The sequence below is a fragment of the Pseudomonas sp. DSP3-2-3 genome (assembly GCF_049898225.1).
Taxonomy (GTDB): domain Bacteria; phylum Pseudomonadota; class Gammaproteobacteria; order Pseudomonadales; family Pseudomonadaceae; genus Aquipseudomonas.
Map to the genome: position 1 here is coordinate 1 of NZ_JAFCXH010000047.1, position 23,936 is coordinate 23,936.

21 protein-coding genes and 2 pseudogenes are annotated in these 23,936 nt (G+C 55.0%); 11 read left to right on the forward strand and 12 right to left on the reverse strand.

Features of this window, described 5'->3' with window-relative positions:
* From ACP7E4_RS28595 to ACP7E4_RS28605, 3 genes and pseudogenes are all read left to right on the forward strand, one after another.
* Nucleotides 1–106: pseudogene (locus ACP7E4_RS28595) on the forward strand (IS110 family transposase); the annotation flags it as partial.
* Between the two features lie 478 nt (nt 107–584).
* The gene (locus ACP7E4_RS28600) at nt 585–878 is read left to right on the forward strand and encodes a DUF3077 domain-containing protein (protein ID WP_426119426.1); all 294 of its coding nucleotides are present in this window, start codon (nt 585–587) and stop codon (nt 876–878) included.
* A gap of 557 nt (nt 879–1,435) precedes the next feature.
* On the forward strand, nt 1,436–1,738 hold the full coding sequence (locus ACP7E4_RS28605; protein WP_426119424.1) for a DUF3077 domain-containing protein: 303 nt from the start codon (nt 1,436–1,438) through the stop codon (nt 1,736–1,738).
* Nucleotides 1,739–1,836: 98 nt separating this feature from the next.
* On the opposite strand, the gene ACP7E4_RS28610 is transcribed toward ACP7E4_RS28605, so the two are convergent.
* The 9 genes from ACP7E4_RS28610 to argH all read right to left on the reverse strand — a co-directional run bounded on the left by ACP7E4_RS28610 (nt 1,837) and on the right by argH (nt 10,975).
* Nucleotides 1,837–2,826 (reverse strand): NAD(P)H-quinone oxidoreductase, encoded by a 990-nt coding sequence (locus ACP7E4_RS28610; RefSeq protein ID WP_426119422.1) that lies wholly within the window; start codon nt 2,824–2,826, stop codon nt 1,837–1,839.
* A 146-nt stretch (nt 2,827–2,972) separates the two neighbouring features.
* Nucleotides 2,973–3,788 carry a transporter substrate-binding domain-containing protein gene (locus ACP7E4_RS28615; protein WP_426119420.1) on the reverse strand — a complete coding sequence of 272 codons (816 nt, stop codon included), beginning with the start codon at nt 3,786–3,788 and terminating at the stop codon, nt 2,973–2,975.
* Between the two features lie 38 nt (nt 3,789–3,826).
* Nucleotides 3,827–5,188 carry an MmgE/PrpD family protein gene (locus ACP7E4_RS28620; RefSeq protein ID WP_426119418.1) on the reverse strand — a complete coding sequence of 454 codons (1,362 nt, stop codon included), beginning with the start codon at nt 5,186–5,188 and terminating at the stop codon, nt 3,827–3,829.
* Nucleotides 5,185–6,087, reverse strand: a complete 903-nt coding sequence (locus tag ACP7E4_RS28625; protein WP_426119416.1) for a polysaccharide deacetylase family protein — start codon at nt 6,085–6,087, stop codon at nt 5,185–5,187. The genes ACP7E4_RS28620 and ACP7E4_RS28625 overlap by 4 nt, the downstream gene beginning before the upstream one ends.
* Complete coding sequence (locus tag ACP7E4_RS28630; protein WP_426119428.1) at nt 6,080–6,928, reverse strand: polysaccharide deacetylase family protein; 849 nt, start codon at nt 6,926–6,928, stop codon at nt 6,080–6,082. Before ACP7E4_RS28630 ends, ACP7E4_RS28625 begins: the two co-directional genes overlap by 8 nt.
* A 75-nt stretch (nt 6,929–7,003) precedes the next feature.
* Nucleotides 7,004–7,840, reverse strand: a complete 837-nt coding sequence (locus ACP7E4_RS28635; RefSeq protein WP_426119415.1) for an ABC transporter substrate-binding protein — start codon at nt 7,838–7,840, stop codon at nt 7,004–7,006.
* 28 nt (nt 7,841–7,868) lie between these two features.
* Complete coding sequence (locus tag ACP7E4_RS28640; RefSeq protein ID WP_426119414.1) at nt 7,869–8,633, reverse strand: amino acid ABC transporter ATP-binding protein; 765 nt, start codon at nt 8,631–8,633, stop codon at nt 7,869–7,871.
* A gap of 16 nt (nt 8,634–8,649) precedes the next feature.
* Nucleotides 8,650–9,525, reverse strand: coding sequence for an amino acid ABC transporter permease (locus ACP7E4_RS28645; RefSeq protein WP_426119412.1), 876 nt, complete (start codon nt 9,523–9,525; stop codon nt 8,650–8,652).
* Nucleotides 9,526–9,547: 22 nt separating this feature from the next.
* Nucleotides 9,548–10,975 carry an argininosuccinate lyase gene (gene argH, locus ACP7E4_RS28650; RefSeq protein ID WP_426119411.1) on the reverse strand — a complete coding sequence of 476 codons (1,428 nt, stop codon included), beginning with the start codon at nt 10,973–10,975 and terminating at the stop codon, nt 9,548–9,550.
* A 162-nt stretch (nt 10,976–11,137) separates the two neighbouring features.
* Between argH and ACP7E4_RS28655 the strand changes: the two genes are divergently transcribed.
* Nucleotides 11,138–12,109: a LysR family transcriptional regulator gene (locus tag ACP7E4_RS28655; RefSeq protein ID WP_426119410.1), complete on the forward strand. Its 972-nt coding sequence runs from the start codon at nt 11,138–11,140 to the stop codon at nt 12,107–12,109.
* 72 nt (nt 12,110–12,181) lie between these two features.
* Here ACP7E4_RS28655 and ACP7E4_RS28660 read toward each other — a convergent pair whose 3' ends face one another.
* Nucleotides 12,182–13,153: a LysR family transcriptional regulator gene (locus tag ACP7E4_RS28660; RefSeq protein WP_426119409.1), complete on the reverse strand. Its 972-nt coding sequence runs from the start codon at nt 13,151–13,153 to the stop codon at nt 12,182–12,184.
* A gap of 122 nt (nt 13,154–13,275) precedes the next feature.
* Here ACP7E4_RS28660 and ACP7E4_RS28665 point away from each other — a divergent pair, with 122 nt between their 5' ends.
* From ACP7E4_RS28665 to ACP7E4_RS28675, 3 genes are all read left to right on the forward strand, one after another.
* Nucleotides 13,276–14,052 carry a class II aldolase/adducin family protein gene (locus ACP7E4_RS28665; protein ID WP_426119407.1) on the forward strand — a complete coding sequence of 259 codons (777 nt, stop codon included), beginning with the start codon at nt 13,276–13,278 and terminating at the stop codon, nt 14,050–14,052.
* Nucleotides 14,049–14,975 carry a 2-hydroxyacid dehydrogenase gene (locus ACP7E4_RS28670; protein WP_426119406.1) on the forward strand — a complete coding sequence of 309 codons (927 nt, stop codon included), beginning with the start codon at nt 14,049–14,051 and terminating at the stop codon, nt 14,973–14,975. Before ACP7E4_RS28665 ends, ACP7E4_RS28670 begins: the two co-directional genes overlap by 4 nt.
* 399 nt (nt 14,976–15,374) lie before the next feature.
* Nucleotides 15,375–16,616 (forward strand): OprD family porin, encoded by a 1,242-nt coding sequence (locus tag ACP7E4_RS28675; protein ID WP_426119405.1) that lies wholly within the window; start codon nt 15,375–15,377, stop codon nt 16,614–16,616.
* Between the two features lie 24 nt (nt 16,617–16,640).
* On the opposite strand, the gene ACP7E4_RS28680 is transcribed toward ACP7E4_RS28675, so the two are convergent.
* Both ACP7E4_RS28680 and ACP7E4_RS28685 read right to left on the reverse strand, forming a co-directional pair.
* Nucleotides 16,641–17,648 (reverse strand): NAD-dependent epimerase/dehydratase family protein, encoded by a 1,008-nt coding sequence (locus tag ACP7E4_RS28680; protein ID WP_426119404.1) that lies wholly within the window; start codon nt 17,646–17,648, stop codon nt 16,641–16,643.
* 385 nt (nt 17,649–18,033) lie between these two features.
* Nucleotides 18,034–18,177 (reverse strand): annotated as a pseudogene (locus ACP7E4_RS28685) (cupin domain-containing protein); the annotation flags it as partial.
* Nucleotides 18,178–18,249: 72 nt separating this feature from the next.
* Between ACP7E4_RS28685 and ACP7E4_RS28690 the strand changes: the two are divergent.
* The 4 genes from ACP7E4_RS28690 to ACP7E4_RS28705 are packed head-to-tail and all read left to right on the forward strand — an operon-like array spanning nt 18,250 to nt 23,665.
* Nucleotides 18,250–19,533, forward strand: coding sequence for a tyrosine-type recombinase/integrase (locus ACP7E4_RS28690; protein WP_426119403.1), 1,284 nt, complete (start codon nt 18,250–18,252; stop codon nt 19,531–19,533).
* Between the two features lie 22 nt (nt 19,534–19,555).
* On the forward strand, nt 19,556–21,199 hold the full coding sequence (locus tag ACP7E4_RS28695) for a hypothetical protein (protein WP_426119402.1): 1,644 nt from the start codon (nt 19,556–19,558) through the stop codon (nt 21,197–21,199).
* Nucleotides 21,196–23,217 (forward strand): hypothetical protein, encoded by a 2,022-nt coding sequence (locus ACP7E4_RS28700; protein WP_426119401.1) that lies wholly within the window; start codon nt 21,196–21,198, stop codon nt 23,215–23,217. Before ACP7E4_RS28695 ends, ACP7E4_RS28700 begins: the two co-directional genes overlap by 4 nt.
* Nucleotides 23,210–23,665 (forward strand): hypothetical protein, encoded by a 456-nt coding sequence (locus ACP7E4_RS28705; RefSeq protein ID WP_426119399.1) that lies wholly within the window; start codon nt 23,210–23,212, stop codon nt 23,663–23,665. The genes ACP7E4_RS28700 and ACP7E4_RS28705 overlap by 8 nt, the downstream gene beginning before the upstream one ends.
* Nucleotides 23,666–23,936 lie beyond the last annotated feature (271 nt).

A 23,936-nucleotide genomic window follows, 5' to 3' on the forward strand; every position in this document is an offset into this window, starting at 1 on the left:
GCTGGTAGTCCTCGCCCGAAAGCTCGCGCGGGTCATGTTCGCCCTAATGAAAAACCAAACGGAGTACACCCCAAACTTCATGTCTGGGGGTTGCTCACGAACATAGAATCTCCAACGGGATTGCGTCGGTCCTCGTAGGAGCGAATTTATTCGCGAGGCGATTTTTGGTTCTCGCAGGACCAACGCCTCGCCAACAAGTTGGCTCCTACAGTTCGCGGAGTTCTATCCGGTCTGGGAAGTGAGCAGGTTTTATGCCCTCAAAGTGATTTGCGGAATTGGCTGACAACCTCCGTCCGCTATGCATTCTTGTTGCCTCGGGGTCAGAACCCATAGAGTTCGCCGGTCGTTGCAAATGCTGCGACCGGGCTTGGCGGCCCAGACAGATATAGGCGAAACGAGCGCCCCGCTTTAAGATTGCAGGCGCTTTTTTTTGCGCGTGTGGCACCGTTTTATGACGGGTTGCACGGGGACTCTTTCGGGAGTGCCGGGTCCTATATCTCCGGTCCGCCAACCTTGTGCAATCCGTCACCTTTCCCGCTTGGCGGCGGGAAAACGACGGCTCATCAAGATATAGGAGCTTCCCGATGACCATTCTCAACCCACCACAAACCATCAAAACCCTAGGCACCATCACCTTCTCCACCTGCGGCGAAACCAGGCAGCCGCTGTTCCGCATAAATCCCGAAATTCCTATCGAATCCGCCTTGGAACATGCCTCCAATTTGTTGGCCTGTGTCAGCGAAATCAGCCTCGATAGAGCGTTGGGCGATGCAGGCAAACAGAGTGTCTGGGCTGCGCATTATCTGAGCGAGATGGCAAAGGCGATTGTTGATGATGCGTTGGCGAGCAGCGCTGCGGCTCGATACGCTGAAGGTTGATTCGTACCGGCCTCTTCGCGGGCAAGCCTCGCTCCAACGGAATTTGCGCCGGCCTCGTGGGACCGGATTTATCCGGGAAGGCGGTATTTCTGACGACGAGATGCAGTGAATGAGCCGGCCTCTTCCCGGATAAATCCGGTCCCACGTGTTCGGTGTTTTTTGGGCGACAGCGCCATGTCTGCGAAATCGCCTACCGTTCGCGTGTCGTATTTGGGCTCAGGGAAGTGGCCTCAACGTGATTTGCGGAATCGGCTGACAACCTCCGTCGGTTTTGCATTCTTGTTGCTTCGGGGGCAGAACCCATAGAGTTCGCCGGTCGTTGCAAACGCAGCGACCGGGCTTGGCCGCTCGACTAAACTTCAGGCGCACCAGCGCTAACCATTCGATAAGCAGGCGCTTTTTTTTGCGCCTGCGGCGTCGAGTTATGGCAGCTGTGCGCGGGACATCTTCGGGTGTGCCGGGTACCTGGAGTCCCGGTCGGCCAACCTGCGTACAGCTGTCACCCTGATTTGCTTGGCCGCAAGACGATGACAGCTCCCCAACTCCAGGAGCAGCAAATGAAGCAATCGTTCTCTTCCAATCCACCACAAACCATCAAAACCCTCGGCACCATCACCTTCTCCACCTGCGGCGAAACCAGGCAGCCGCTGTTCCGCATAAATCCTGAAATCCCCATCGAATCCGCACTGGAACATGCTTCCAATTTGTTGGCCTGTGCCAGCGAAATCAGCCTCGACGCGGCGTTGGGCGATGCAGGCAAACAGAGCGTCTGGGCTGCGCATTATTTGAGTGAGATGGCGAAGGCAATTGTTGATGATGCGTTGGCGAGTAGCGCCGCGGCTCGATGCGTCGAAGGTTGATCGTTTGAGCCGATGTGAAGTCGGTGTCTTGAATTCGGAAAAATGGCCGGATGTACCGGCCTCTTCGCGGGCAAGCCGCGCTCCAACGGAGTCGGTGTTTACCGTGATCCTTTAACCTGCAACACAATCTTCCCCACATGCCCGCCCGATTCCATATACGCATGCGCAGCCACCACATCAGTCAGCGGGAATGTCTTGTCGATCACTGGCTTGATTGCGCCGGTCAGCAGATGCGGCCAGACGTCGTGCAGCACGCCGGCGACGATGGCTTGTTTGGCGGTTGCCGAGCGGTCGCGTAGTGAGGTGGTGTGTAGCGCTGCGCGTTTGCCCATCATCTTGCCGAGGTGGATTGGCGCTTCGCGGCCGCTTTGCAGGCCGATCATGACGATGCGGCCGTCGACTGCCAGCGCGTCGATATTGCGCGCCAGGTACGCCGCGCCCATGTTGTCGAGAATCACATCCACGCCGCGTCCTTCGGTGACCCGTTGCACGACTTCGACGAAATCTTCGTTGCGATAATCAATGGCAACCTCGGCGCCCAGTTCCAGGCAGCGTTGCAGTTTGTCGGGTGAACCTGCCGTGGTCAGCACTCGCGCGCCCCATTGTCTGGCCCATTGAATTGCCAGTGATCCGACGCCGCCCGCGCCGCCGTGAATCAGCACGGTTTCCCCCGGCTGCAAGCGACCGATATCGCGCAGGTTCGACCAGAGCGTGCAGGCGGCTTCCGGCAGCGCCGCCGCTTCGAGCAGCGACAGGCCTTGCGGGCAGGGCAGAACATGATCGGCGTTGACTGCAATCTGCTCGCCGTAACCGCCACCGGGCAACAAGGCGCAGACTCGATCACCCACCGTCCAGGTGCTGATGTTTGCGCCAACTTCAGCGATGACGCCGGAGCATTCGATGCCGAGGATATTCTCGCCCTCGGTCTTCATCACATAGGTGCCGCGCCGCTGGAGCAGGTCGGAAAAATTCAGCGCCGTGGCGTGTATGTCGATCAGCACCTCGCCGGGTTTGATGATGGGCGCGGGGCGCTCGACCAGCTGCAATACCTCGGGATCGCCGAAGCGTTCGAAGATGACGACTTTCATGAAAGGGCCTCCGGTTAAAACAAGGCAATTTCGTAGGAGGGAATTTATTCCCGAAGGCGTCAGCGAGCCCAGCACAAATGTGTGGCGCTCGTGCTGACCTTTTCGGGAATAAATTCCCTCCTACAACGTTTATCGCGGGGGAAGCATTACTTCCCGCCGTCGACCATCACTTCGCTGACTGCCTGGCTTTCCAGATTCCATTTCTTGAGGATGGTCTGGTAGGTGCCGTCGCGGATCACGGTTTGCAGGCCTTTGACCAGGTTGTCGCGCACGTCGGTCTTGGCTTTATCGACTGCAAACCCGAAGTGATGCAGGGACAGCGGCTGGCCGATCAGAACGTAAGTGTTGGGTTCCTGGCTGATCAGATACTTGACGTATTCCGGGCCGAGGACCACGGCGGCGAGGCGTTCCTGTTGCAGGTCCAGACGTGCCGCCGAAGCGCCAGCGGTGCCTTGCACGGTAGCCGCAGGTTTACCGGCGGCAACACAATTTGTGTCGTTCCAGGCCATGACTTCCGGGTAGTAATTAGTGGTGCGCGGGGTGCCAATGTTTTTCCCGCAGAACGCTTCCGGCGTCGAGCCCAGGCTGGTGTTGCGCACGGTGGTGAACATCTGCGCGCCGGTTTGCAGGTAATCGACAAACGTCATGTCGGTGCGGCGTTTCGGCAGGTCGGTGATGGCTGTGCCGATCACGTCGATGCGCCCGGTTTTCAGGCTGCTGGTCAGCTGTTCGAAGGTCATTTCCTGATACTTGATCTCGACGTTCATCGCCTTGCCCAACGCATCGAACAAATCAATGTTGAAGCCCACGCTCTGGTTGGTGGCGGGGTCGCGGTAGGACATCGGCGGGTACGTCGCTTCCACGCCAACGTTCAACGTTTCCCGGGCCTGCGCCACGTTGCTCAAGGCTGCGATACCCAAAGCCGCGAACAGCATCGAAGCTTTATTGCTCAAATCCAGCATGGTCAATTCCTTACGTCAGGGATAAGGGCAGCACGGCTTCAAGGGAAGCGCAAAAGATCCAGCAGGTCTTGTAGGTCTGTTTTTTGATCGAGGTTCAGGCACAGCGTGGCGAGGCGTGCGACCTGTACGTCGGGCAACGCACGCGCCGCCAGTGAGCGAAATTTCTCCAGCAACGCCTCATCGCCAATCGGATTGAGCGGGCCACCCAGCGGGGTTTTGACTTGCCGGGATGCGCTGCGGCCGTCCTTGCTGGTCAGCGTCAGGCGCGGTTCATCCAGCGGCGCGAGGGACGCATCGCTGTGCATGCGAATGCGCTGCATGAAGCCCAGAACTTCGACGTCGCCGCGCAGCTTCTCTTCGTAAGCATCCAGCCCGGCGTGGCCCAGCAGGCAACGCACGGCCAGCGCATACGGCAGGCTCATTTGCGAGGCGGCCAGCGTGGCGGTATCCAGACCTGCACACATGCCCACCAGAAACTCGCTGGCGCTGACATCGATGGATTCGATCTGGTCAGCCTTGATGTCCAGCTCGCCAAGCAATTCACCGATGGCATCGATTGCCGAGTGCGTGCCCCGGCAAGCGGCGTAAGGTTTGATCGAGCAGCGGGCAAGTTTCCAGACCACGCCCAGCTCCGCAGTCAGCGCCTGCGGTTGCGCCGTGTCCCGCGCCAGGGTGCGCAGAAATCCGCCCCACACGTCATCGAACACCTGATTCGGTCCGGTCACGCCTTCGCGAGCCAGTAATACCGCAAGCACGCCACCTTCAGCGGGGCGGCCGGCATGCAGCTTCTTGCTGTCGGCGCCGTCATGGATAAACGCCCACAAGCCGCCGCTCATGCTCGCCGCCAGACCCAGCGCCGAAGCGGTCTGCGTGGCGTCCAGTTTGAGCAAGCGAGCGCATGCCGCCGCCGCGCCGAAGACGCCGCAGGTGCCGGTGGAATGCCAGCCGGCTTCATTGTGCGGCGAGTAACCGCCGCACGCTTCGAGCACGCGCCGGGCAACGTCGTAACCGATGACCATGGCGGTGAGCAGCTCCTTGCCACTGGGCATCGGATTGCACAACGGCAGCACCGCCAGCATGGCAGGCACAACGACGGCGCCGGAGTGATCGCAGCCACCGGCATCGTCCAGTTCCAGAGCATGGGCGGCGATGCCGTTGACCAGTGCCGCGTTACGCGCCGACAAACCCTGCTCGGTTCCCCAGATCACCGAAGCGCCGTCGGATTCGGTAGCGTTCATGGCGCGCAGGGTGCGTCGGGTCAACTCGGCTTGCGAGCCTGCGAGCGCTGCGCCGAGCGTGTCGAGAAAGTGCCGCTTGGATTTTTCCACCAGTGGCGCGGGCAGGGCGGCGTAATCCGTCTGAGTGACGAACTGGCTGAGGATGTGCAATGGATTATTCATGATGCCTGGCTCGGACGATGGCGCTCGAAAACAGCGGCGGGGTGATCTTCAGGCAGGCTGTCATGACTCTCGCTCCACCAGTCGGCGACCTCTTCTGCGGTGGCAAACCACACGTCCGGCTGCGCCTTGAGCCAGGTCAGCAGCTCCAGCAGCAAACCGCTGCGGCCAACGGTGCCGAGGGTTTCCGGGTGCAGGCGCATGACGTAGCACAAGCCGAAACGATGGAAGCCCGCGAAGTCCTGCTGCCAGTTTTTCAGCACCTCGGCGTAAGACGCGATGCGCGCCTGGCTGATCGGCACGGCGGGAGCGAGGTTGAAGGCGAAATAAGGTTCGTCTTCCAGTTCGCAGTGCAACGGCAACTCCACCAGCGGCGGGGAATCGACCTGAGTTGCCGGGTGCAGATAAGGCAGATCGTCCCCCGACCAGGAAGACGACCAACTGATGCCTTCGGCGCGCAATGCATCGGCGAAACCCGGCGCGTAGCTGCCCGCTGGCGCACGAAAACCGCTGGGACGTTGCCCGGTCATTTGCGCGATTACATCGCAGCCGCGCTTCAATGAGGCGTGCTGCGCGGCCAGGTCCAGCAGGGAAAAGTCTTCATGACGATAACCGGCGCAGGCAATTTCATGCCCGGCCGCATTGATCGCCTGCACCACCTGCGGGTTCTCTTCGGCGACGATGCCGGGAATGCACCAGGTGGTGGGGATCTGCTGATCGTCGAGCACTTCCAGCAGGCGCTGCACGCCACGGGTGGTGCCGTAGCGCCACACCGACAGGCTCTTGTCGCGCCCGGCAATCGCCGGAACCTGAGTCAGGATGCCGTGAATGTCGTTGTAGTCGATGGTGATGACCACGGCGCAGCGGTACGGCGCGGGCCAGACGGAATTGGCGTCAGTCATGGCGATGCTCCTTGAGCCAGAAACTGGCGACGTCGTTGCACGTGGCAAACCACACGTCCGGATGGCTGTGCATGTGTTCCAGAAAGCGTTCCAGCAACAGGATCCGTCCCGGTTTGCCGCTGATCTTGGGGTGGAACAGCGTGGTCATGCACAGGCCTTCGCGATACGTGCCATCGAACTCGCGGCACCAGTTATCCAGGGTCTGGTCGTAGCTGGCGATGCGGTCCAGACCGGCCGGATAGTTCGGCGCGCGGGTGTAGGCCAGCGAGGCGTAATCGTCCAGTTCCCAGCGGCCGGGAATTTCCACCAGACCGTTTGCCTGGCCGGGAACATCGATGAAATAAGGCCGGTCATCGCCGCGCATGCTGCTCGAATAGGTCACGCCACAGTCCATGAGCAGGGCCGGGGTTTCCGTGTGCCAGTCGCCGGACGGCGTGCGAAAACCGGTGGCGGTGATGCCCAGGTAACGCTTGAAAATGTCGGCGCTGATTTGCATCACTTCGCGCTGGGCCTTGAGGTCCAGGGCGAAAAACGATTCGTGGCGATAGCCGTGATAAGCCACTTCGTGGCCGTGTTCGAGAATGGCCTGGCATTGTCGCGGCCAGTTTTCCACGACCCAGGCCGGGACGAAAAACGTCGCGGGTGTGGCGTGAGCCTTGAGCATGTCCAGCAAGCGGGGCAGGGCGCGATATGGGCCGTAGCCGCCGAAGGTGAAGTAATCGGGTTTTTGCCAGATCGAGCCGTCGAGCATCGCGGCGCCGGTCGGGCCGTCCAGATCGAAGGCCAGGGCTACGCTGGCGCGGGCATTTGCTGGCCAGCGCAGGTCGGTCGTGCCGAGCATGGTTTTCTCCAGTGCGGACTGATTCAAGGCACCCGCCTGCGCGAAGTCAGGCGGGTGTCACGCGGCTCAGGCGGATTACTTCGCGCCGTTGAGGGTCGCTTCGGCCACTGCGCCATCCTTGAGTTGCCACTTGTCGAGGATCTTCGCGTAGCTGCCGTCCTTGATCATGTCGTTGAGGGTGGCGATGATCGCCGCGCTCAATTCAGGGTTGTTCTTGGCCACGCCCAGACCGGTCAGCTGACGCGCCAGAGTGCCGCCGATGACTTTGAATACGCCCGGCTCCTGGCTCTGAATGTACGGCAGGGTTTCGCTGCCTTGCACGGCGGCATCCAGACGTCCCTGACGCAGTTGCGCACGGGCATCGGCGCTGCCTTCGGTGCCGATCACGACGATGGCTGGCTTGCCTTTGGCGACGCAGTTGACGTCACTCCACTTGGCGATTTCCACCGGGAACGTAGTGCGACGGCTGGTGCCGATTTTCTTGCCGCACATGTCGTCGATTTCCTTCAGATCCTTCTGGGATTCGAGGGTGTAGAACTGCGGGCCGGTGCTGAAGTAGTCAACGAAGTCGACGGTCTTCTGGCGCTCCGGCGTATCGGTCATGCCGGACATGACGATGTCGATACGGTTGGTCGCCAGACCGCTGACCATTTGTTCGAAGGCGGTTTCCTGCCAGCGGATTTCGATGCCCAGGCGCTTGCTGATTTCCGTGCCCAGATCGTAATCGATGCCGGTCAGTTTGTTGGTGGCCGGATCCTTGAAGTCCATCGGCGGATAGTTCGGGGCGATGCCCGCCGAAATGTAGCCTTTTTCGGTGATGGATTTTGGCAACACGTGAGTGTCTGCTGCCCAGCTCGAAACCGAAATCAGGGCGGACAATACGGCGGTAGCGGTAAGTGCGAAAGTTTTCACATCGACATCCTCAAAAAGGCGGTTGGTTTCAGTTCAGAACGGCAGCAATAAAATCTTGAGTGCGCGGGTTGCGCGGGTTCATCAGCACATCTTCCGGCGCGCCGGTTTCGATGATCTGCCCGGCATCCATGAACACCACGCGATTGGCAACTTCGCGAGCAAAGCCCAGCTCGTGCGTCACCACCACCATGGTCATGCCGCTCTTGGCCAGGTCACGCATCACCGACAACACTTCGCCGACCAGTTCAGGGTCGAGTGCCGAAGTCGGCTCATCGAACAGCATCAATTTCGGGCGCATGGCCAGGGCGCGGGCGATGGCGACGCGCTGTTGCTGGCCGCCGGACAGCTCGATGGGATAGGCGTTGGCCTTGGCTTCCAGACCGACGCGCTTGAGCAATTCAAACGCCAGTGCGCGGCATTCTTCCACCGGCTGGCGCAAGACCTGCACCGGGCCTTCGAGGATGTTGTCCAGCACGGTCATGTGCGCGAACAGGTTGAAGCGCTGGAACACCATGCCGGTCTTCAGCCGCTGTTTGGCGATCTGCTTGTCGCTCAGCTCGATCAGCTTGTGGCCTTCGGAGCGAAAACCGACGATTTCGTCGTCGACCCACAAACCACCGGCGTCGACTTTTTCCAGCTGATTGATGCAACGCAACAGCGTGCTTTTGCCGGAGCCGGACGGGCCGATGATGCACAGCACCTCGCCGTGGGGGATTTCCAGATTGACGTTCTTGAGCGCCTGGAAGTCGCCGAAGAACTTGTTCACGTCTACTGCCTTGACGATGTTCAGCATGATCAGCCTCCTCGGCTCAATTACGTTTGCCAGCGCCACGGGCGAAGCGTTTTTCCAGTCGCGCCTGACCCAGGGTCAGCACGGTCACCACCGCCAGATACCAGATGCCGGCGACGATCAGCAGCTCCATGACCCGGGCGTTGGCGTAGTAGATGTTCTGGGCGTTGTGCAGCAGTTCCGAGTACTGGATGACGCTGGCCAGACTGGTCATTTTCACCATGCCGATGAACTCGTTGCTGACCGGCGGAATGATGATGCGCATCGCCTGAGGCAGGATGATCCGGCGCAGCGCCTGCAAGCGCGGCATGCCGATCGCCTTGGCCGCTTCGTACTGGCCGCTGTCCACCGACAACAGACCGGCACGCACCACTTCGGCGGTGTAGGCGCCCTGGTTGATGCCCAGGCCCAGCAGCGCGGCGGCGAATGGAGTGATCACTTCGACGGTCTTGAACTCGAACAGACCGGGAATGCCCAGAGTCGGGAAGATCAGCGCCAGGTTGAACCAGAGCAGCAGCTGCAAAATCAGCGGCGTGCCCCGGAACAGCCAGGTGTAACTCTGTGCCACGTAACGCAGCAGCGGGTTCTGCGACATGCGCATCACCGCCACTATCACGCCGAGCACGACCCCGAGCACCATGGCCAGAATCGACATGGTGATGGTGTTCAGCAGGCCGAACATGATCGACTCGGCAGTCAGGAACTGCGCAACGAACGACCATTCGATGTTGCCGTGAATGAACGCCTGAACCAGACCGATCAGCAGCACCACAATCAATGTGGCGGCGGCGTAACGGCCGAAGTAGCGGCGCGGGACGACCTTGTAGGCCGAGATGTCGTACTTGGCGGCGAGCGACACGCGCTCGTCTTTGCCTGGGGCTTGAATCTGTGCCATGTGCCTTGCTCCCGGTGTTGGTTTAGCCGCGCGGACCGGCATAGTCGAGGGCCCATTTTTCCTGGGCGATCAACTGCTGCTTGAAGCGCTCGATCTGCTCGGCAACGCGGACCGGCGAAGTCCCACCCCAACCGCTACGTGCGGCCAGTGCGGCTTCCAGGGTCAATGCGTCGAGCACTTGCGGCGTGAGGCGCGAATCGGTGTCAGCCAGTTGTTGAGTAGTGAGTTCGTCGAGGCCGATGTCGTTCTCTTCGCAGAGTTGCACCAGCTTGCCGGTGATCTCGTGAGCTTCCTTGAACGGCACGCCGCGCACCGCCAGCCAGTCGGCGACTTCGGTGGCCAGGGTGAAGCCCAGTGGTGCCTGACGCAGCAACTCGTCGGCGCGTACTTTCATGGTCTGCACCATGCCAGCGAAGGCGGGCAGGACCAGATGCACGGTTTCCAGGCTGTCGAGAATCGCGTGTTTGTCTTCGCTCAAATCGCGGTTGTAGGACAGCGGCTGGGCCTTGAGCACCGCAAGGATGCCGGTCAGGCTGCCGATCAAGCGACCCGACTTGCCACGCGCCAGTTCGGCGATATCCGGGTTCTTTTTCTGCGGCATGATCGAGCTGCCGGTGGCATAGCCATCGTCCAGTTCAACCCAGCGGAATTGGCGGGAAGTCCACAGGCAGAATTCTTCGGCCAGACGCGAAATATTGATGCCCAGCATGCTGCTGCAAAACAGGAATTCGGCAACGTGGTCGCGGCTGGCAACGGCGTCGATGGAGTTCTCGCACGGCCCGGCGTAGCCCATCTCGGCGGCCGAACGCTGCGGGTCGCGAGCAATGGCCGAACCGGCCAATGCGGCGGCGCCCAGCGGCGACAGATTGAAGCGTTTGTCCCAGTCCTGCAGGCGTTGAATGTCGCGATGAATAGCCTGGGCGTGAGCCATCAAGTGATGGGCGAACACGATTGGCTGAGCCTGTTGCAGGTGCGTGAAACCCGGCGCGATGGTGTTGATGTGTTGCTCGGCCTGGGACACCAGTGCCTTCTGCAATTCGAGGATTGCCAGGGTCATGACCCGGACCTGATCACGCAGGAACAGGCGCATGTCGTTGGCCGACTGATCGTTGCGCGAACGACCTGCGCGCAGCTTGCCGCCCAGAGTGCCGAGGCGCTCGGTGAGCAGGCGTTCGATGAAAGTATGCACGTCTTCATCGGCGGCAATCGGCTCGATGGAGCCGGCGGCGAAATCTTCGTCGATGCTGCGCAGGGCTTCGATGATGCGCGCGGTTTCGGCGGCGTCGAGCAACCCGGCGCGGTTCAGTTCGTTGGCGTGGGCCTTGGAGCCAGCGATGTCATACGGCGTCAGGCGGAAATAGGCTTTTGGAGATCTGGACAGGTTGGCCATGGCTTCGGCCGGGCCGGATTTGAAGCGGGCTCCCCAAAGACGATCAGTAGCATCAGACATGTAAATTCTCCGTTGGCACGTGGATTGCTCAAGCACTTTCAAGCGATGTGAAGATCGCCGGGTTGTAGACAGGTGAGCAATGGAAGTTTGTTTTCAATCAATAATGAATCGATTCGATGGGAGGGATGCTAGGAAAAATCAACAAGCGGGGAAATGTTTTAAATGACAAGTCAACTTACTGAAAGTGGAAACCTGCCCAGGCGAAGTGGTGATGTGGCGATTTCAATGGCCAGTGCCATGGACTTGAAACTGTTCAAGGTTTTTCGGGCGGTGGTTGAATCAGGAGGGTTTACCGCAGCACAGGTAGAACTCAATATCAGCCTGGCCGCTATCAGCAAACAGATATCGGATCTTGAAATTCGCCTGGGCATGCGTTTATGTACGCGCGGGCGGGAAAAGTTCTGCCTTACAGAACAAGGCAAGATTATCTACGAAGCCAGTCTGGACCTGTTCATGGCCCTGGACAACTTCCGAGATCGGCTGGGGAATGTGCGTGGCGAGTTGCTCGGTGATTTGAATATTGCGGTCATTGATAACACCGTTTCAGATCCGGACTCGCCACTGGTTGAAGCCCTGAAAGCCTTGCAAAACAAGGCTCCGAAGGCCAGGGTGCGGTTGAATGTGGCACCCCTGGACGAGATTGAACAAGGCATTCTAAAAGGCCGCTTCGCCGTCGGCATTGTACCGGTGTACAGCGGCAAAGATGACTTTCAGGTCATTGCGTTGTATGACGAAACTTCGGAGCTTTATTGCTCGTACAATCATCCGTTTTTCGCCATGGCTGATGAGGATATCGACGAAAAGTGCCTCGCTGAAGCGGAGTTTGTCGAGCACGCTTATGCCGTGCATACATCAAAGCCAAAGCTCCTTGGATTGCGTAACGTGACCGCCGTTGCAACTCAGGTAGAAGCGGTGGCTATTCTGATCAAGACCGGGCGTTATCTGGGTTACTTGCCCACGCATTGGGCCGCAAGTTACGTTGATCGCGGCGATATGCGCTCCGTAATGGCGCAGAAATACAGCATAGCCACACCCTTCAAATTGTTGTACAGGCAACAGGTGCCACGTAACCCGTTAGTGGATGTTTTCCTGCAAATCATGCAGGAAAGTTCAGGCGTTAGTAGTGTCGGGTAATAACTTCACAATAAATGCACGGCAACGGTGCAATGTTGCGTATATCGGTAACAAGTGCACCTTATTTGCCCATCAGGCTACCTTTGGCTTCTCCTGAACAGCCTCGCGCAGCTTGTGCAGGAAAATCGATTCGGCCTTGGTCAGGCGTTGGTCCAGATTCCACATCAGATTGATATCCACCGAACCCACCCCAGCTTGCGGCGGCAGACGCCATAAGCGGCCGGCCTGCAATTCGTTCTGACAGATGTGCTGCGGCAGACAGGCAATGCCGAAACCCGCGAGCACCAGGCGCAGAATTTCCTGAGTGTTGGCCGACGAGGCGACGATCTGTCCGGTGAGTTCGTGATGGTCACGAAACTCGGCCAGCGACGACAGCGTGCCGCCCAGCAAGTCCCCGGTAAAAATAATCAGCTGCTCGTTGCGCAGATCCTCAAGGATCAAATCTTCGCGGCCGAACAGCGGATGCAGATCACTGCAATAAAAGGCGTAGTGCTCCTGGGTCAGGCATTGCTGACCGAGCCAGACGGGTGCGGCGCGATTGACGGCCAGGCCGAAGCTCGCGGTTTTCTGCGACAGGGCGCTGAGGATCGCCTCGCTGGACTGCACGTCAATTTCCAGCGTGATGCCCGGATAGTCACGATGCAGCTGGGCGAGAAATTTGTCGTACACCGCGCAATGAATGCCGCTCACAGTCAGCAGCCGAACCTTGCCGACGATCTGCTCGGACGTCCGCTCCAGCGCAGCGTCCAGCTGAGTGAAATGCCCCTGCACGTCAGCGGCCACGCGCAGGGTTTCGATGCCTGATTGAGTCAGCAGAAAACGCGGCCCCCGCCGCTCGATCAACGCCGTGCCCAATTGCTCTTCAAGACGCTTGAGCGCCTGGCTGACCGCAGGCTGCGACAGGTGCAGGCGCGCGGCCGCACGACTGATGCTCAGTTCTTGAGCAACCACTTGAAAGGTGCGCAGCAGATTCCAGTCCAGCCGTTCACCCAAGGGTCTGGAAGACGGGCGGATCGGCGTTGCCTGGCTGGTGGTTTGGGTCACTTCGCGGCCTTTATTGGTGAAAAAAATAATGAATATAAGCAATCGCACATTGTGCTGGTTTGGCATTTGCTCTTAAAAAGACTGCACGAAACACGCCATGACCTTTTTTGATGGTAAGCACCATGTCCTCTTCTGCACGCACCACGACGTTGCCGCTGCACATGTCCGAATCAGAACGCGATGCGCGCTGCGAGCTGGCGGCGCTCTATCGTCTGCTAGCGCATTTGCGCATGACCGATTTGATCGACACGCATATTTCCCTCCGTGTGCCAGGCGAGGCCGGACATTTTCTGATCAACCGCTACGGCACGCTGTTCGAACGCATGACCGCCAGCCAACTGGTGAAGATTGATGGCCAGGGCAATGTCGTGGATGAGTTCTTCCCCAATCATCGCGTCAATCGTGCCGGCTTCGTGATCCACTCGGCGATACACGCGGCGCGCCCTGACGCGCATTGCGTGATTCATACCCACACCGCAGCGGGCATGGCGGTGTCGGCGCAGGCAGCAGGTCTGTTGCCGCTGAGCCAGCATGCGCTGAAATTTTATAACCGCCTGAGTTATCACACCTACGAAGGGATCGCCACGGACACCGCCGAGCGCGAGCGTCTGGTGGCAGATCTGGGCAGCACCAGCGCGATGATCTTGCGCAACCACGGTTTGCTGGTCACTGGGGGATCGGCGGCCGAAGCGTTTTCCAATATCTACTTTCTGGAGCGTGCCTGTCAGGCCCAGATTCAGGCGATGGCGGGCGGCACGGCGCTGGTTCAGCCTGACCCGCAAGTCTGCGAACACACCGCGCAACAGTTCGAAGCCGACGACTCCGAGGGCATTACCGAACTGGCCTGGCAAGCAGCGCTGACTATGATCGATGCGCAACGCAGCGAATATTGCTCATGAAGCCTCTGGTATTGCTGGGCACCGGCAATGGTCTGGGGCGCGTTCGGGAAATGCTTCTGGCCCGCGAGCCGCGACTGACCATCCTCCGGCCAGACGATGCCGATGCGCAACAGGCAGAAGTTGCCCTGTGCTGGAATCCGGCGCCCGGTAGCCTGGGCATGTATCCGCACTTGCGGCTGATCCATTCCATCGCGGCCGGAGCCGATCAGATTTTCAAGGACCCGAGTCGTGATCCGCAGATTCCGGTCTGCCGGATCGTCGATCCGGATCATCGCTTGGGTATGGTCGAATATGTGCTTTGGGGGGTGCTGCATTACCACCGGGGTTTTGATCAAGTCCTGAAAAACCAGGCATGGGTGTTCTGGGATCGCCCGGCACAGCGAGCGGCCAAACAGACCAAAGTCGGCGTGATGGGGCTGGGTGAACTGGGTCGAGCGGTTGCGTCGCAATTGGCCGCACTGGATTTCGATACGCGTGGCTGGGCACGACGTGCGCAGCAGATCGAAGGCGTGGCAACCTTTCAGGCTGGCGAGATAAAAGCTTTTTTGAGCGGGCTGGACATTCTGATCTGTTTGTTGCCCCTCACCACTGAGACCGTCGGCATTCTCGGCGAAGAAACTTTTGCGCAAATGGCAACCGGTTCGGTGGTGATCAATTGTGGTCGTGGCGAACACTTGATACGCGATGATTTGTTCGCCGCGCTGGACAACGGTCAGTTGCGCGGCGCGTTGCTGGACGTATTCGAGCAGGAACCGTTACCCGTTACCGATTCATTCTGGCGTCACCCACAGATTTGCGTAACGCCACACATTGCGTCGTCCGCCTCCTACGAAGTTATCGCCGGGCAGATCCTGGACAATCTGGAGCGTCTGCAGTCGGGAACACCATTAGCGAATGAGATAAATCCGGAACAAGGTTATTAAGCAATCTGGAATGCAATTCGTTGGAGATTCTATGTCTGGGGTCAACCGCCAGGCGCCGCAGATGTATTGTCTGAACCGACGCCTTCCCGGCTAAAGCCGGTCCCACTGGATCGCGCTGATTGTGTGGGACCGGATTTATCCGGGAAGACGGCATTCCAGTAGACGCAAATACAGCGGCTGTACGTCCTATCGTGAATGTTGCGTAGATCCGTTGGAGCGAGGCTTGCCCGCGAACATAGAATCTCCAGCGATAAACCGTTTGTTCACGTTTTAAACAGTCATCCAATAAGAAATGCCATCGCGAATGTATTGGCGAGCTACACACTTTTTTGAACTGCCAATAACTTTCCCGTCGCCCAACGAAGGTGTCGGGATGCGATAACCAACGGAGCAGCTGTAATGAATGTGAATAAATTGAGCGTCCTCGCCCTGGCGATGGCGGCAGGCACTGTGCAACCTGTTTTTGCTGAATCCCAGGCGGATGCAACCGGATTTGTCGAAGGATCGAAGTTGAGCGTCAAGGCGCGCAACATGTACATGAACCGTGATAACCGCGCCAGCAACGCAACCCAGGCTTACGGAGAAGAATGGGCGCAAGGTTTCATCGGCAGTTTCGAATCCGGTTTCACCCAGGGCGTGGTCGGTTTCGGTATCGACGCATTGGGCCTGTACGGTTTGAAGCTGGACACCGGTGATGGCCGTACCGGCGGCGGCACTGGCTTGCTGGAGCAAGACAGCAGCGGCGCGAAAGACAACTACGGCTATGCCGGCGCAGCGGTAAAAATGCGCGTCTCCAAAACCGTCGCCAAGTTCGGTGACCAGTACGTCAACAACCCGGTATTCGCCACTTCAGACAGCCGTCTGCTGCCGGAAACCGCCCAGGGCCTGTTGATCACCAGCAATGAAATCGACAACCTGACGCTGCAAGGCGGCCACTTCACCGCGTTGAAAAACCGTAACCAGAGCAACCATGACAGCGCTGGCCTGACAAGCATCAACTTCGGTGGCGGTCTGTACAAATTCAACAAGAATCTGTCCAGCAGCCTGTACTACTCGGACGTTGAAGATTACTGGCGCAAATATTACGGCAGCCTGACCTACGCCCTCGCGTTGACTCCGAATGATGTCGTGAAGTTTGACTTCAACGCGTACGACACCAAAAGCGTCGGCAAGGAACTGGGCGGTGATCTGGACAACACCATCTGGAGTCTCACCGCTGGTTACACCATTGGCGCGCACACCTTCCAGATCGGTCGTCAGCAAGTTAACGGCACCGGTGACTACAAGTACGGCGTTGACGGCAACAGCACCGTTTTCGTCGGCAACTCCATTCAGTATTCCGACTTCAACTACGCCAACGAAAAATCCTGGCAGGCCCGTTACGACATCAACATGGCAACTTATGGTGTGCCGGGTCTGACGTTCCTGGCGCGTTACATCAAGGGTGAAGACTTCACTACGGCTACCGGCGACAACGGTAAGGCGTGGGAGCGCGATATCGACGGCAAATACGTGGTTCAGGCCGGCCCGGCCAAAGACCTGAGCCTGCGGGTACGTCACGCCAGCTATCGCAGTTCGGATCGCGGCGGCGAAATCGACGAAGTACGGGTCATCGTCGAATATCCGCTGAGCATCCTGTAACCCGTTTCGATTTCCCCGTCGAAATCAAAGCTCACTCCGGGCATCCTGGAGTGGGCTTTTTCGTTGCGGCAGTGGTGTCGGCCAATCGCGCGGCCGGAATTCCTGTCCGCTTTTAAGCAGTGCCTCCCGGGCCGTCAGCGGTGGTGTCCAGTCGAGCAACTGTTGCGCCTTGCTCGAATCAACGACCAGCGAAGCACATAACGTCGAATACATGGCTTGTTTGCCGATCATTCTCGCCCCCCAACGCATCAGCCAATCAGGCACCGGTAATAACCGTGCCTGGCCTCCCATACTTGTGGCGAGTTCACTGACTATCTGTGACGTCGACATATCCACGCCATCTGAAACCAGAAACAGTTCATTGGCGGCGGCCGGATGTTCAATACACAGCGCGATGAAGTCCACCAGGTTTTCCAAGGCAATCATGCTGCGCTTGTTATTGATCAAGGCAAATGGCATCGGCACGCCGGACGCGACCCACTGCAACAGGCGCGGGAAGTTGCGCGGCGCGTGGGCGGCATAAACCAGCGGCGGCCGAATAATGACGAACTCCATGCTTGTGTCGGCAAGCAAAACCTTCAGTCCACGTTCGGCCTCCAGCTTGGAACGCGCATAGTCGTCCTCCGGCGCAGGAACAGATTCTTCGGTGAAGGGGGCGTGGGTGGTGTGCGAGCCATTGACGCCTACGGAACTGATGAAGATGAACCGTTTGGCCCCGGCTGCCAGCGCTTGTTGGGCGAGGGCCAGCGTCCCTTCGACATTGGTTAGCCAGAGTTGATCCAGCTGGCTGATGCCAGGGCCGGCGGGTGTCTTGAGATGGGCGGCGACATGAACGACGACATCGACGCCTTGCAGCGCTGCCGACCAATCGGTTGTTGCGCAGCAATCGCCCACGCAAATCAACGGGGCAACGGATGGGGTGGAGTGCAGGGAGCGTGTTGTGCCTGAAACCTCGTAAGTCGTCTCGGCGGTCAATTTCGCCAGTAACGCCTTCCCGATATAACCGGTTCCACCCGTGACAAGTATTTTCATAATCATCCTGAAATAATCAAATATTAGGTCCGGAGCCCGGCGCGTTGCAGCTCGCGGGCACTCTGATTTACGGGGAGAGGTTAGTCGTTGTTAAAGAGGTTAGATTTTTTTTAGCGCAACTGTCTAGCTCGCTAATGAACTGCTTTCAGGTTTTTATCAGTAAGTTAACAGGTATTTGTTGAGAGTTTGGCGGTGCAGAAGATAATTATCTTGAATATCAACTGCATAAGGTGAGAAGTGAGTGTCCGGTAGTGAGTGCTGTCACCATTAAGAATGGATCGATAGTGTAACTTCAGTGATACATGTAAATTTGCGGATTCGCTGCGGGCACAGAAAAAACTGCTCTCTGCACCTGCGTCGAAGGGCTTGCTCAGACGATGCTCACTCAGGCGAAGACAAAATACTTGCGTACCGTCTCGACGACTTCCCAGATGCCTTTCATTCCCGGCTCAACCACAAAGATGTCACCGGCCCGCAAATGGATCGGGTCCATGCCGTCCGGCGTGATGATGCAATAGCCTTCCTGGAATACCGGTTTCATGCGCACTATTGACACTGCCCAAATTCATGCCAGCCTATGGACTTCTCGTAGGAGTATCGCATGGCTCGAATCGAATACATTAAGCTCAGTCTCAAACGCGACGAAGGTGAAAACCTAGCCAACCTTGAGAATTATGAAGTAATAGAAAACGTGCCCCAGGCCTATTGGTTAGACGGATCACCATGGCATGAGGCAAATCTGTGGTTCCTTCATCTAGGTCGAGCGGTCCAGCTGAAGATGAACGCCATCGCTACTTTGCATGCTTATGCGACCTCTCTAAAGCTATATATGGTGTTTTTAGAAAAGGAAAGCGTTGACTGGTTGTGTTTTCCTGAAAAATGGAGCGGTAATGTTCTTCTGCGTTATCGTGGTTACCTTATAGGATTACGTCAAGACGGCAAGTTAGCTTCGTCAACTACTAAACGCCGTATGAGCGATATCCTCCTCTTCTATACCTGGGTCATGAATGAAAGGCTGTTGAGTCCGTCGCGCGCACTGTTTGAAGATAAAACAGTGGTTAGGTACGTTGACGCATACGCAGGATTCAAAAAAGCACTAACGATTAAAGTAAAAAGTTTGTCAATTCCCGACGCTCGCAACCGTAATGGGTTTGAGGATGGCTTGAGGCCAGTCAGCAAATTGCAAAAGGAAAGAATTTTAGAGGTCGCCAGAAATAGTTCAAGTGAAGAATTGTATCTGATGTTGTTAGTGGCATTCTCTTCAGGTTTGCGTTTGGGATCAGTCTGCGATCTAAAAGAAAAAACGATTACAAATGCACTGAGGGGCGTGGGTGAAAATGATCTGTTCGCATATTTGCAAGTTGGTCCTAATGTTGAGGGGGCGCCAGTAAAAACTAAATTTGATAAAGAAGGGCGAATAATTATGCCTTTGATCGTCTTGCGTAAGATCAAAGATTACATGATTTCGATAAGGCGGATTGAGCGCCAAGCTAAAGCAAGCCCTCAAAATAAGAATATTATTTTCCTGAATCGCTTTGGACGGCCATATGTTAGAGGGGGAAACGACAAAAGCAGCGTAATAAATGTGGAAATATTTCGCCTTAAAAAATGTGCAAAACTTAAAGGTTATGATTTCCGTGGTTTCAAGTTTCATCGGGCTAGAGCGACCTTTGCTAGTGAAGTAGCTGCAACAGGTCTGTCAGCCTACGGTATAGATAAAATTCCTATGGTAATAGGGTTGGTACGTAATCTTCTGATGCATACGAAAGAAGAAACGTCTCTGGCATATATAAGCTTTGTTTTGGAAGAGAACTTGATGAGCGAGTGGGCTGATTTGTTTTTTTCTAAGCATGTCATGACGGGGGCTAGCGACCGTGTGCTTTGAGCTCCCTGACTTGACATTCCCATTGAAGCACTACAGCGCTCATCATGTACCTCATGATTTACAGGTTTTTTTATATCCTGGGGCCTCCAAGCTAAAAGAGAGGGAGTTGCATCGGTGTCTAACCGCGGGAGCGCTGGGTACGCCGGAAGTTGGCCGGCTGGAGCTGGTGGAGGGTTTGCATGATTTTTTATTGGCTATGACTGTAGGTGGTCTCTCAGTTAGAACATTCAGCGCTCATTATAAAAGCTTGAAAGTATTTATTTCATATGTTGATGCTGTGGAGAGGCCGCTAAGTATTCAAAGTGTAGAGGGTCTATTTATCGCTTGGGCTAATGATATTTCGCAACAGCTGCAGCGAAAAGTCATTACTAAGCATACAGCGTCCTATTGGACTGCTAAGGTGGCAAAATCTTTAGAAGGTATTCTGAATATTACGTCTCGCATGCTTCTAGAGAAAACACGGTTGGGAAAAACGAAAGGTAGCCACCCTGGTTTTTCTGTTTCTGCAAAGTATAAGACTTTTGAAGAAACACGGGCTTTTGTTTCTGACTTGCTAGACCTGATTAATATTATGTCATGGGAAGAATTCCCGGTCCCGCTCCCGCTCCGATTGACAACAGAACTAAGTGATAGGGTAGAGTTTTATCGTGGAGGCAACGGGCGTACTGATGTCATAGATAAAATTGATGAAGTTGGATTAGTGCAGGCAACCATGGCGGGGAACCTGCAAAGTGACCGAACCTTCATGAATCTTCGATTGTTCTGTGAGCTGCACTACTTTATTTTCTATACGGGGGCAAATCTCAGTGATGTTATGAAATTGGAATTTGCTAGCGTCCAGGGTTGGATCGAACAAAATGGTAGGCGTTTCCGTACCTATAAAAATAGAAAGGGGGGAGAGGTCTGTTACAAAATTTACGAGAAGTTTGTAGAGCACTATGAATTATATGTAAAGTTTAGGGCGGTGGTCGTAGGTAGACGGCCATCATTGCTGTTGTTTCCGTTTATCAAGGACGACAATGAGCATCAGTCCGATGAGTTTCAAGCGAGTCCATTACGTTTCCTTCTGCGAAACTTAGGTCGCCCTTATATTTCTCCTGGAAAAATTCGCAACTACTTACTCAATGACGTTTTTGAATTTACAGGAAGCTTGGTGCTGGCAGCGGGTGCCGGACAGCACGATGTTAAAACCTTCGTTAGATCTTATATGCAGCCCAATTTGGAGGTCGCTGCGAGTCAGTGGACGAAGTTTTTTGCTAAAGTAGACGAGTCTCTACGTTCCGTGGCGCCGGGTCGCTGCAACTCATTAAAACCAATAAAAATACCTGAGCTGGCGCACCTAGGTGCGGAGCCAAACTGTTCTAATTCGGCAGGGTGCTTATTTTGTGAGCAGTATCGAGGCTCCGTAAGCTTCGACTATATATGGTCGTTATTGAGTTATCGGAAAATAAAAGATAGTGAAGGATTTGTAGAGGGACACGGCGGAACGCTTGGTGCATTATCCTCCGTTCAATCAGTGCTATACAGAGTTGACCAAATAATTGAAGAGTTTCGGAGTCAAAACGACACTACGGAACAATTTTATCAGGATGCTTTATCTCGGTGCGTCAGTGACGACCATCATCCTGCATGGGCGGGTTATTTAGAACTTATGGACTTGATATGAAATCGGAGTATTTTAATAATATTATTCACGATAGCATCACAGATGCAAGCCACAGCTACAAGTTGACTAGTTTTCCACCGTCTGATGATTTTCCAATGGTGACAGATTTTGACGGTGCAGTGATTAGCCGGTACGGGGATGCATATTATGATTATTCTATAATTTGTGGTCAGTCATTTAGGATAAATTTTACAAATTCGAAAAAGACAGTGTTTCCGATAGCGCATGAAAGCTTCAACTTTCTTAGATTGTTTACAGCGTACTTGCAGTTTGGTGACGTTGGTAGCCTGTCCCCAACGGCAATGAATGTTCATATTTCTTGTTTAAAAGCTATTATCCATTTTTGTGAAACTAAAAATATTCATTTTTTAGAGCTATATCGATATCCGCTCGTTCAGGAAGATCTGGTCCGGTGGTATAAGCTTAAGTCTCCATCCAGTATATATACGCTGTTTAATACGCTGCAAAAGATCAATGTTGGGCACCTAACGCTAGGGTTTAATATTCTGGACGGCGAGAGCCTTGCTAAGCTGCTCGAATATAAAAATATTGAGCACGAGTCGATTCAAACAGCTTACATTCCCTTTAGGATCTGGAATTATCAGCTAAGCCGATTGAGTCATTTTTTGCAAAGATATATAGATCATCAAGATATATTTGAGCAAATGTTTGACGAAATTCTTGAAGCTTATGTACAAAACTGTGGGGATGTAGAGTCGGCAACAAGGTCTGGAACGGTTGGGCGTCGATCGCCGTTCTGTAAAAAGAACTCTAAGTCTAAAGTTTATTTAGGGTCTTTCTCAGACTACGCGAGGACAATGAATGTTCTAGACATTATTTCTGAGTTGATTTACCCACCACTAGCGGGCGACATAACGCATTACGCCGGAGCTAAACCATTCGGAAGATATTTAAATGCGTTATCTTTCATAGGTCAGATATTGCTAATAAATCTGAGCGGTATGCGCGTTTCTGAAGCCGCAGGTTTACGTAGTGATGCTTTTTACGGGGATGTAATCAACGGAGAAGAAGTTTATTTTTTAAAAGGGGCTACGAAGAAAACGCTGCGTGATGATAATGCGTTGTGGATTACTTCAGAGTTTGCTCGGAAGGCGATTATCGTGATGACTTCAATTTCAAAGCTTAGAATGAAGGTTGCATCCTTAGATTCTCGTATTCCTAAATCATTAGATGAAATTTCCAATCCTTACTTGTTTATATATGGGTACGAACCGTGGCTTCCATCAAAGAAGATTAGTTCTGAGAGGGGAATGAGTATTCGCTCTTGGCTGAATTATAGTCAGTGGAGGCAGCGATGTCCTGGTCTTTTTGACGAAGAATCAATTTCAATAACTTCTGCCGACCTTAATGAAGCGCTTTTAGTAACACCAAGTTTGGCTTTAGAAAAATTCGGCATCGGTCAACCATGGCCATTTGCATATCATCAGTTGCGGCGAACCTTATATGTCAATGCGAGTGAGTCTGGTTTTGTTTCCGAGTATTCTGGGCAGTTACAGCTTAAACATTACTATCTTAGCATGACGAGGCATTATGGAAGAAATTACTCAAGTTTAGAGCTGAATCGTGGGGTTGGTGATGAATTTTTTGTTGCGTTGCACAGGCAGTTGGCTAGTGCGGCGATAAATTTAAATGAAGAAAACTATGTCTCACTGCTTTCAGAGAAGCATAAACAATCTGTTTTAGAGTTTTTACAGGATAAAGATGTGACGAAGCTGCTGAGGCTTGTCAAAGAAGGAAAATTTAGTTTCCGTAAAAATTTTTTAGGGCTATGCTTTTCAACGTCGCCTTGTCAGTATGGCGGATTTGATAATATTGTGAACTGTGCGACTTGTACTGAGGGGTTGGTTGATAAAAGGAACCTTTCAAAACTGGAAAGATTTATTAAAATTGTTGAGTTTGAGCTTGAACACGAACGTGCCGAGTCCCCGCGTTTCGAAAGTCTCCAAGCTCAATGTAAAGTAGCTGCAAATGCCATTGAGGTAATCAACATTGGATAATCATGAGTTAGGTCGTGCGGAAATGCTTTTCAGAGCAGCGTTCGAGCGTTTGAAGGGTGACGAGCCTGTGGTTCTGCCGCGGGGCACGGCAGTGTCCCAGAACAACGTGGCCAAAGAGGCTGGTCGAGATCCTTCAGCATTGAAGAAGGATAGGTATCCGCATCTGATCACAGAGATCAAGGAGTACGTAGCCGATGCAACATTGCTCAAGCCTGAGTCTCCAGGCCGACGGCTGAAGATCGCGAGGCAACTTCAAAAAGACCTCAAGGAGCGCGTCGCATTACTGGAAGCTGATAGGGACCTCGCACAAAGCTTATTGGTGCAGGCACACGAGTCCATCCTAGCCCTGGCAAAAGAGAACGAAAAGCTGAAAGCTCAGCTACCGCCGTCCAATGTCTCTGATCTCAGCGTGCACCTAGGGCATCCACGTCCGGAAGCCCGTAAATGAGTCAAGGTAGGCTAAGAATTCCTGCGCTGAACACGGCGATTAGATGACAGTTTTCGATAATATCGCCCGTTCCCTGCTGGTCACATGCAAGCCAACCCAATGCAATCGATGGACAAAGATGTGCAAATTATTGGGCAGGTCGAATGCAAGTGTCCGCTCAAGTGGCGTGCGGTCACGTACTCACGACCAACCTTTCTGTGAACTCTCACATTGTGATGCAGTAGTACGAGTTCCCCTCACTCGACGGTACTTATTAAAGCAAGCTGTTACT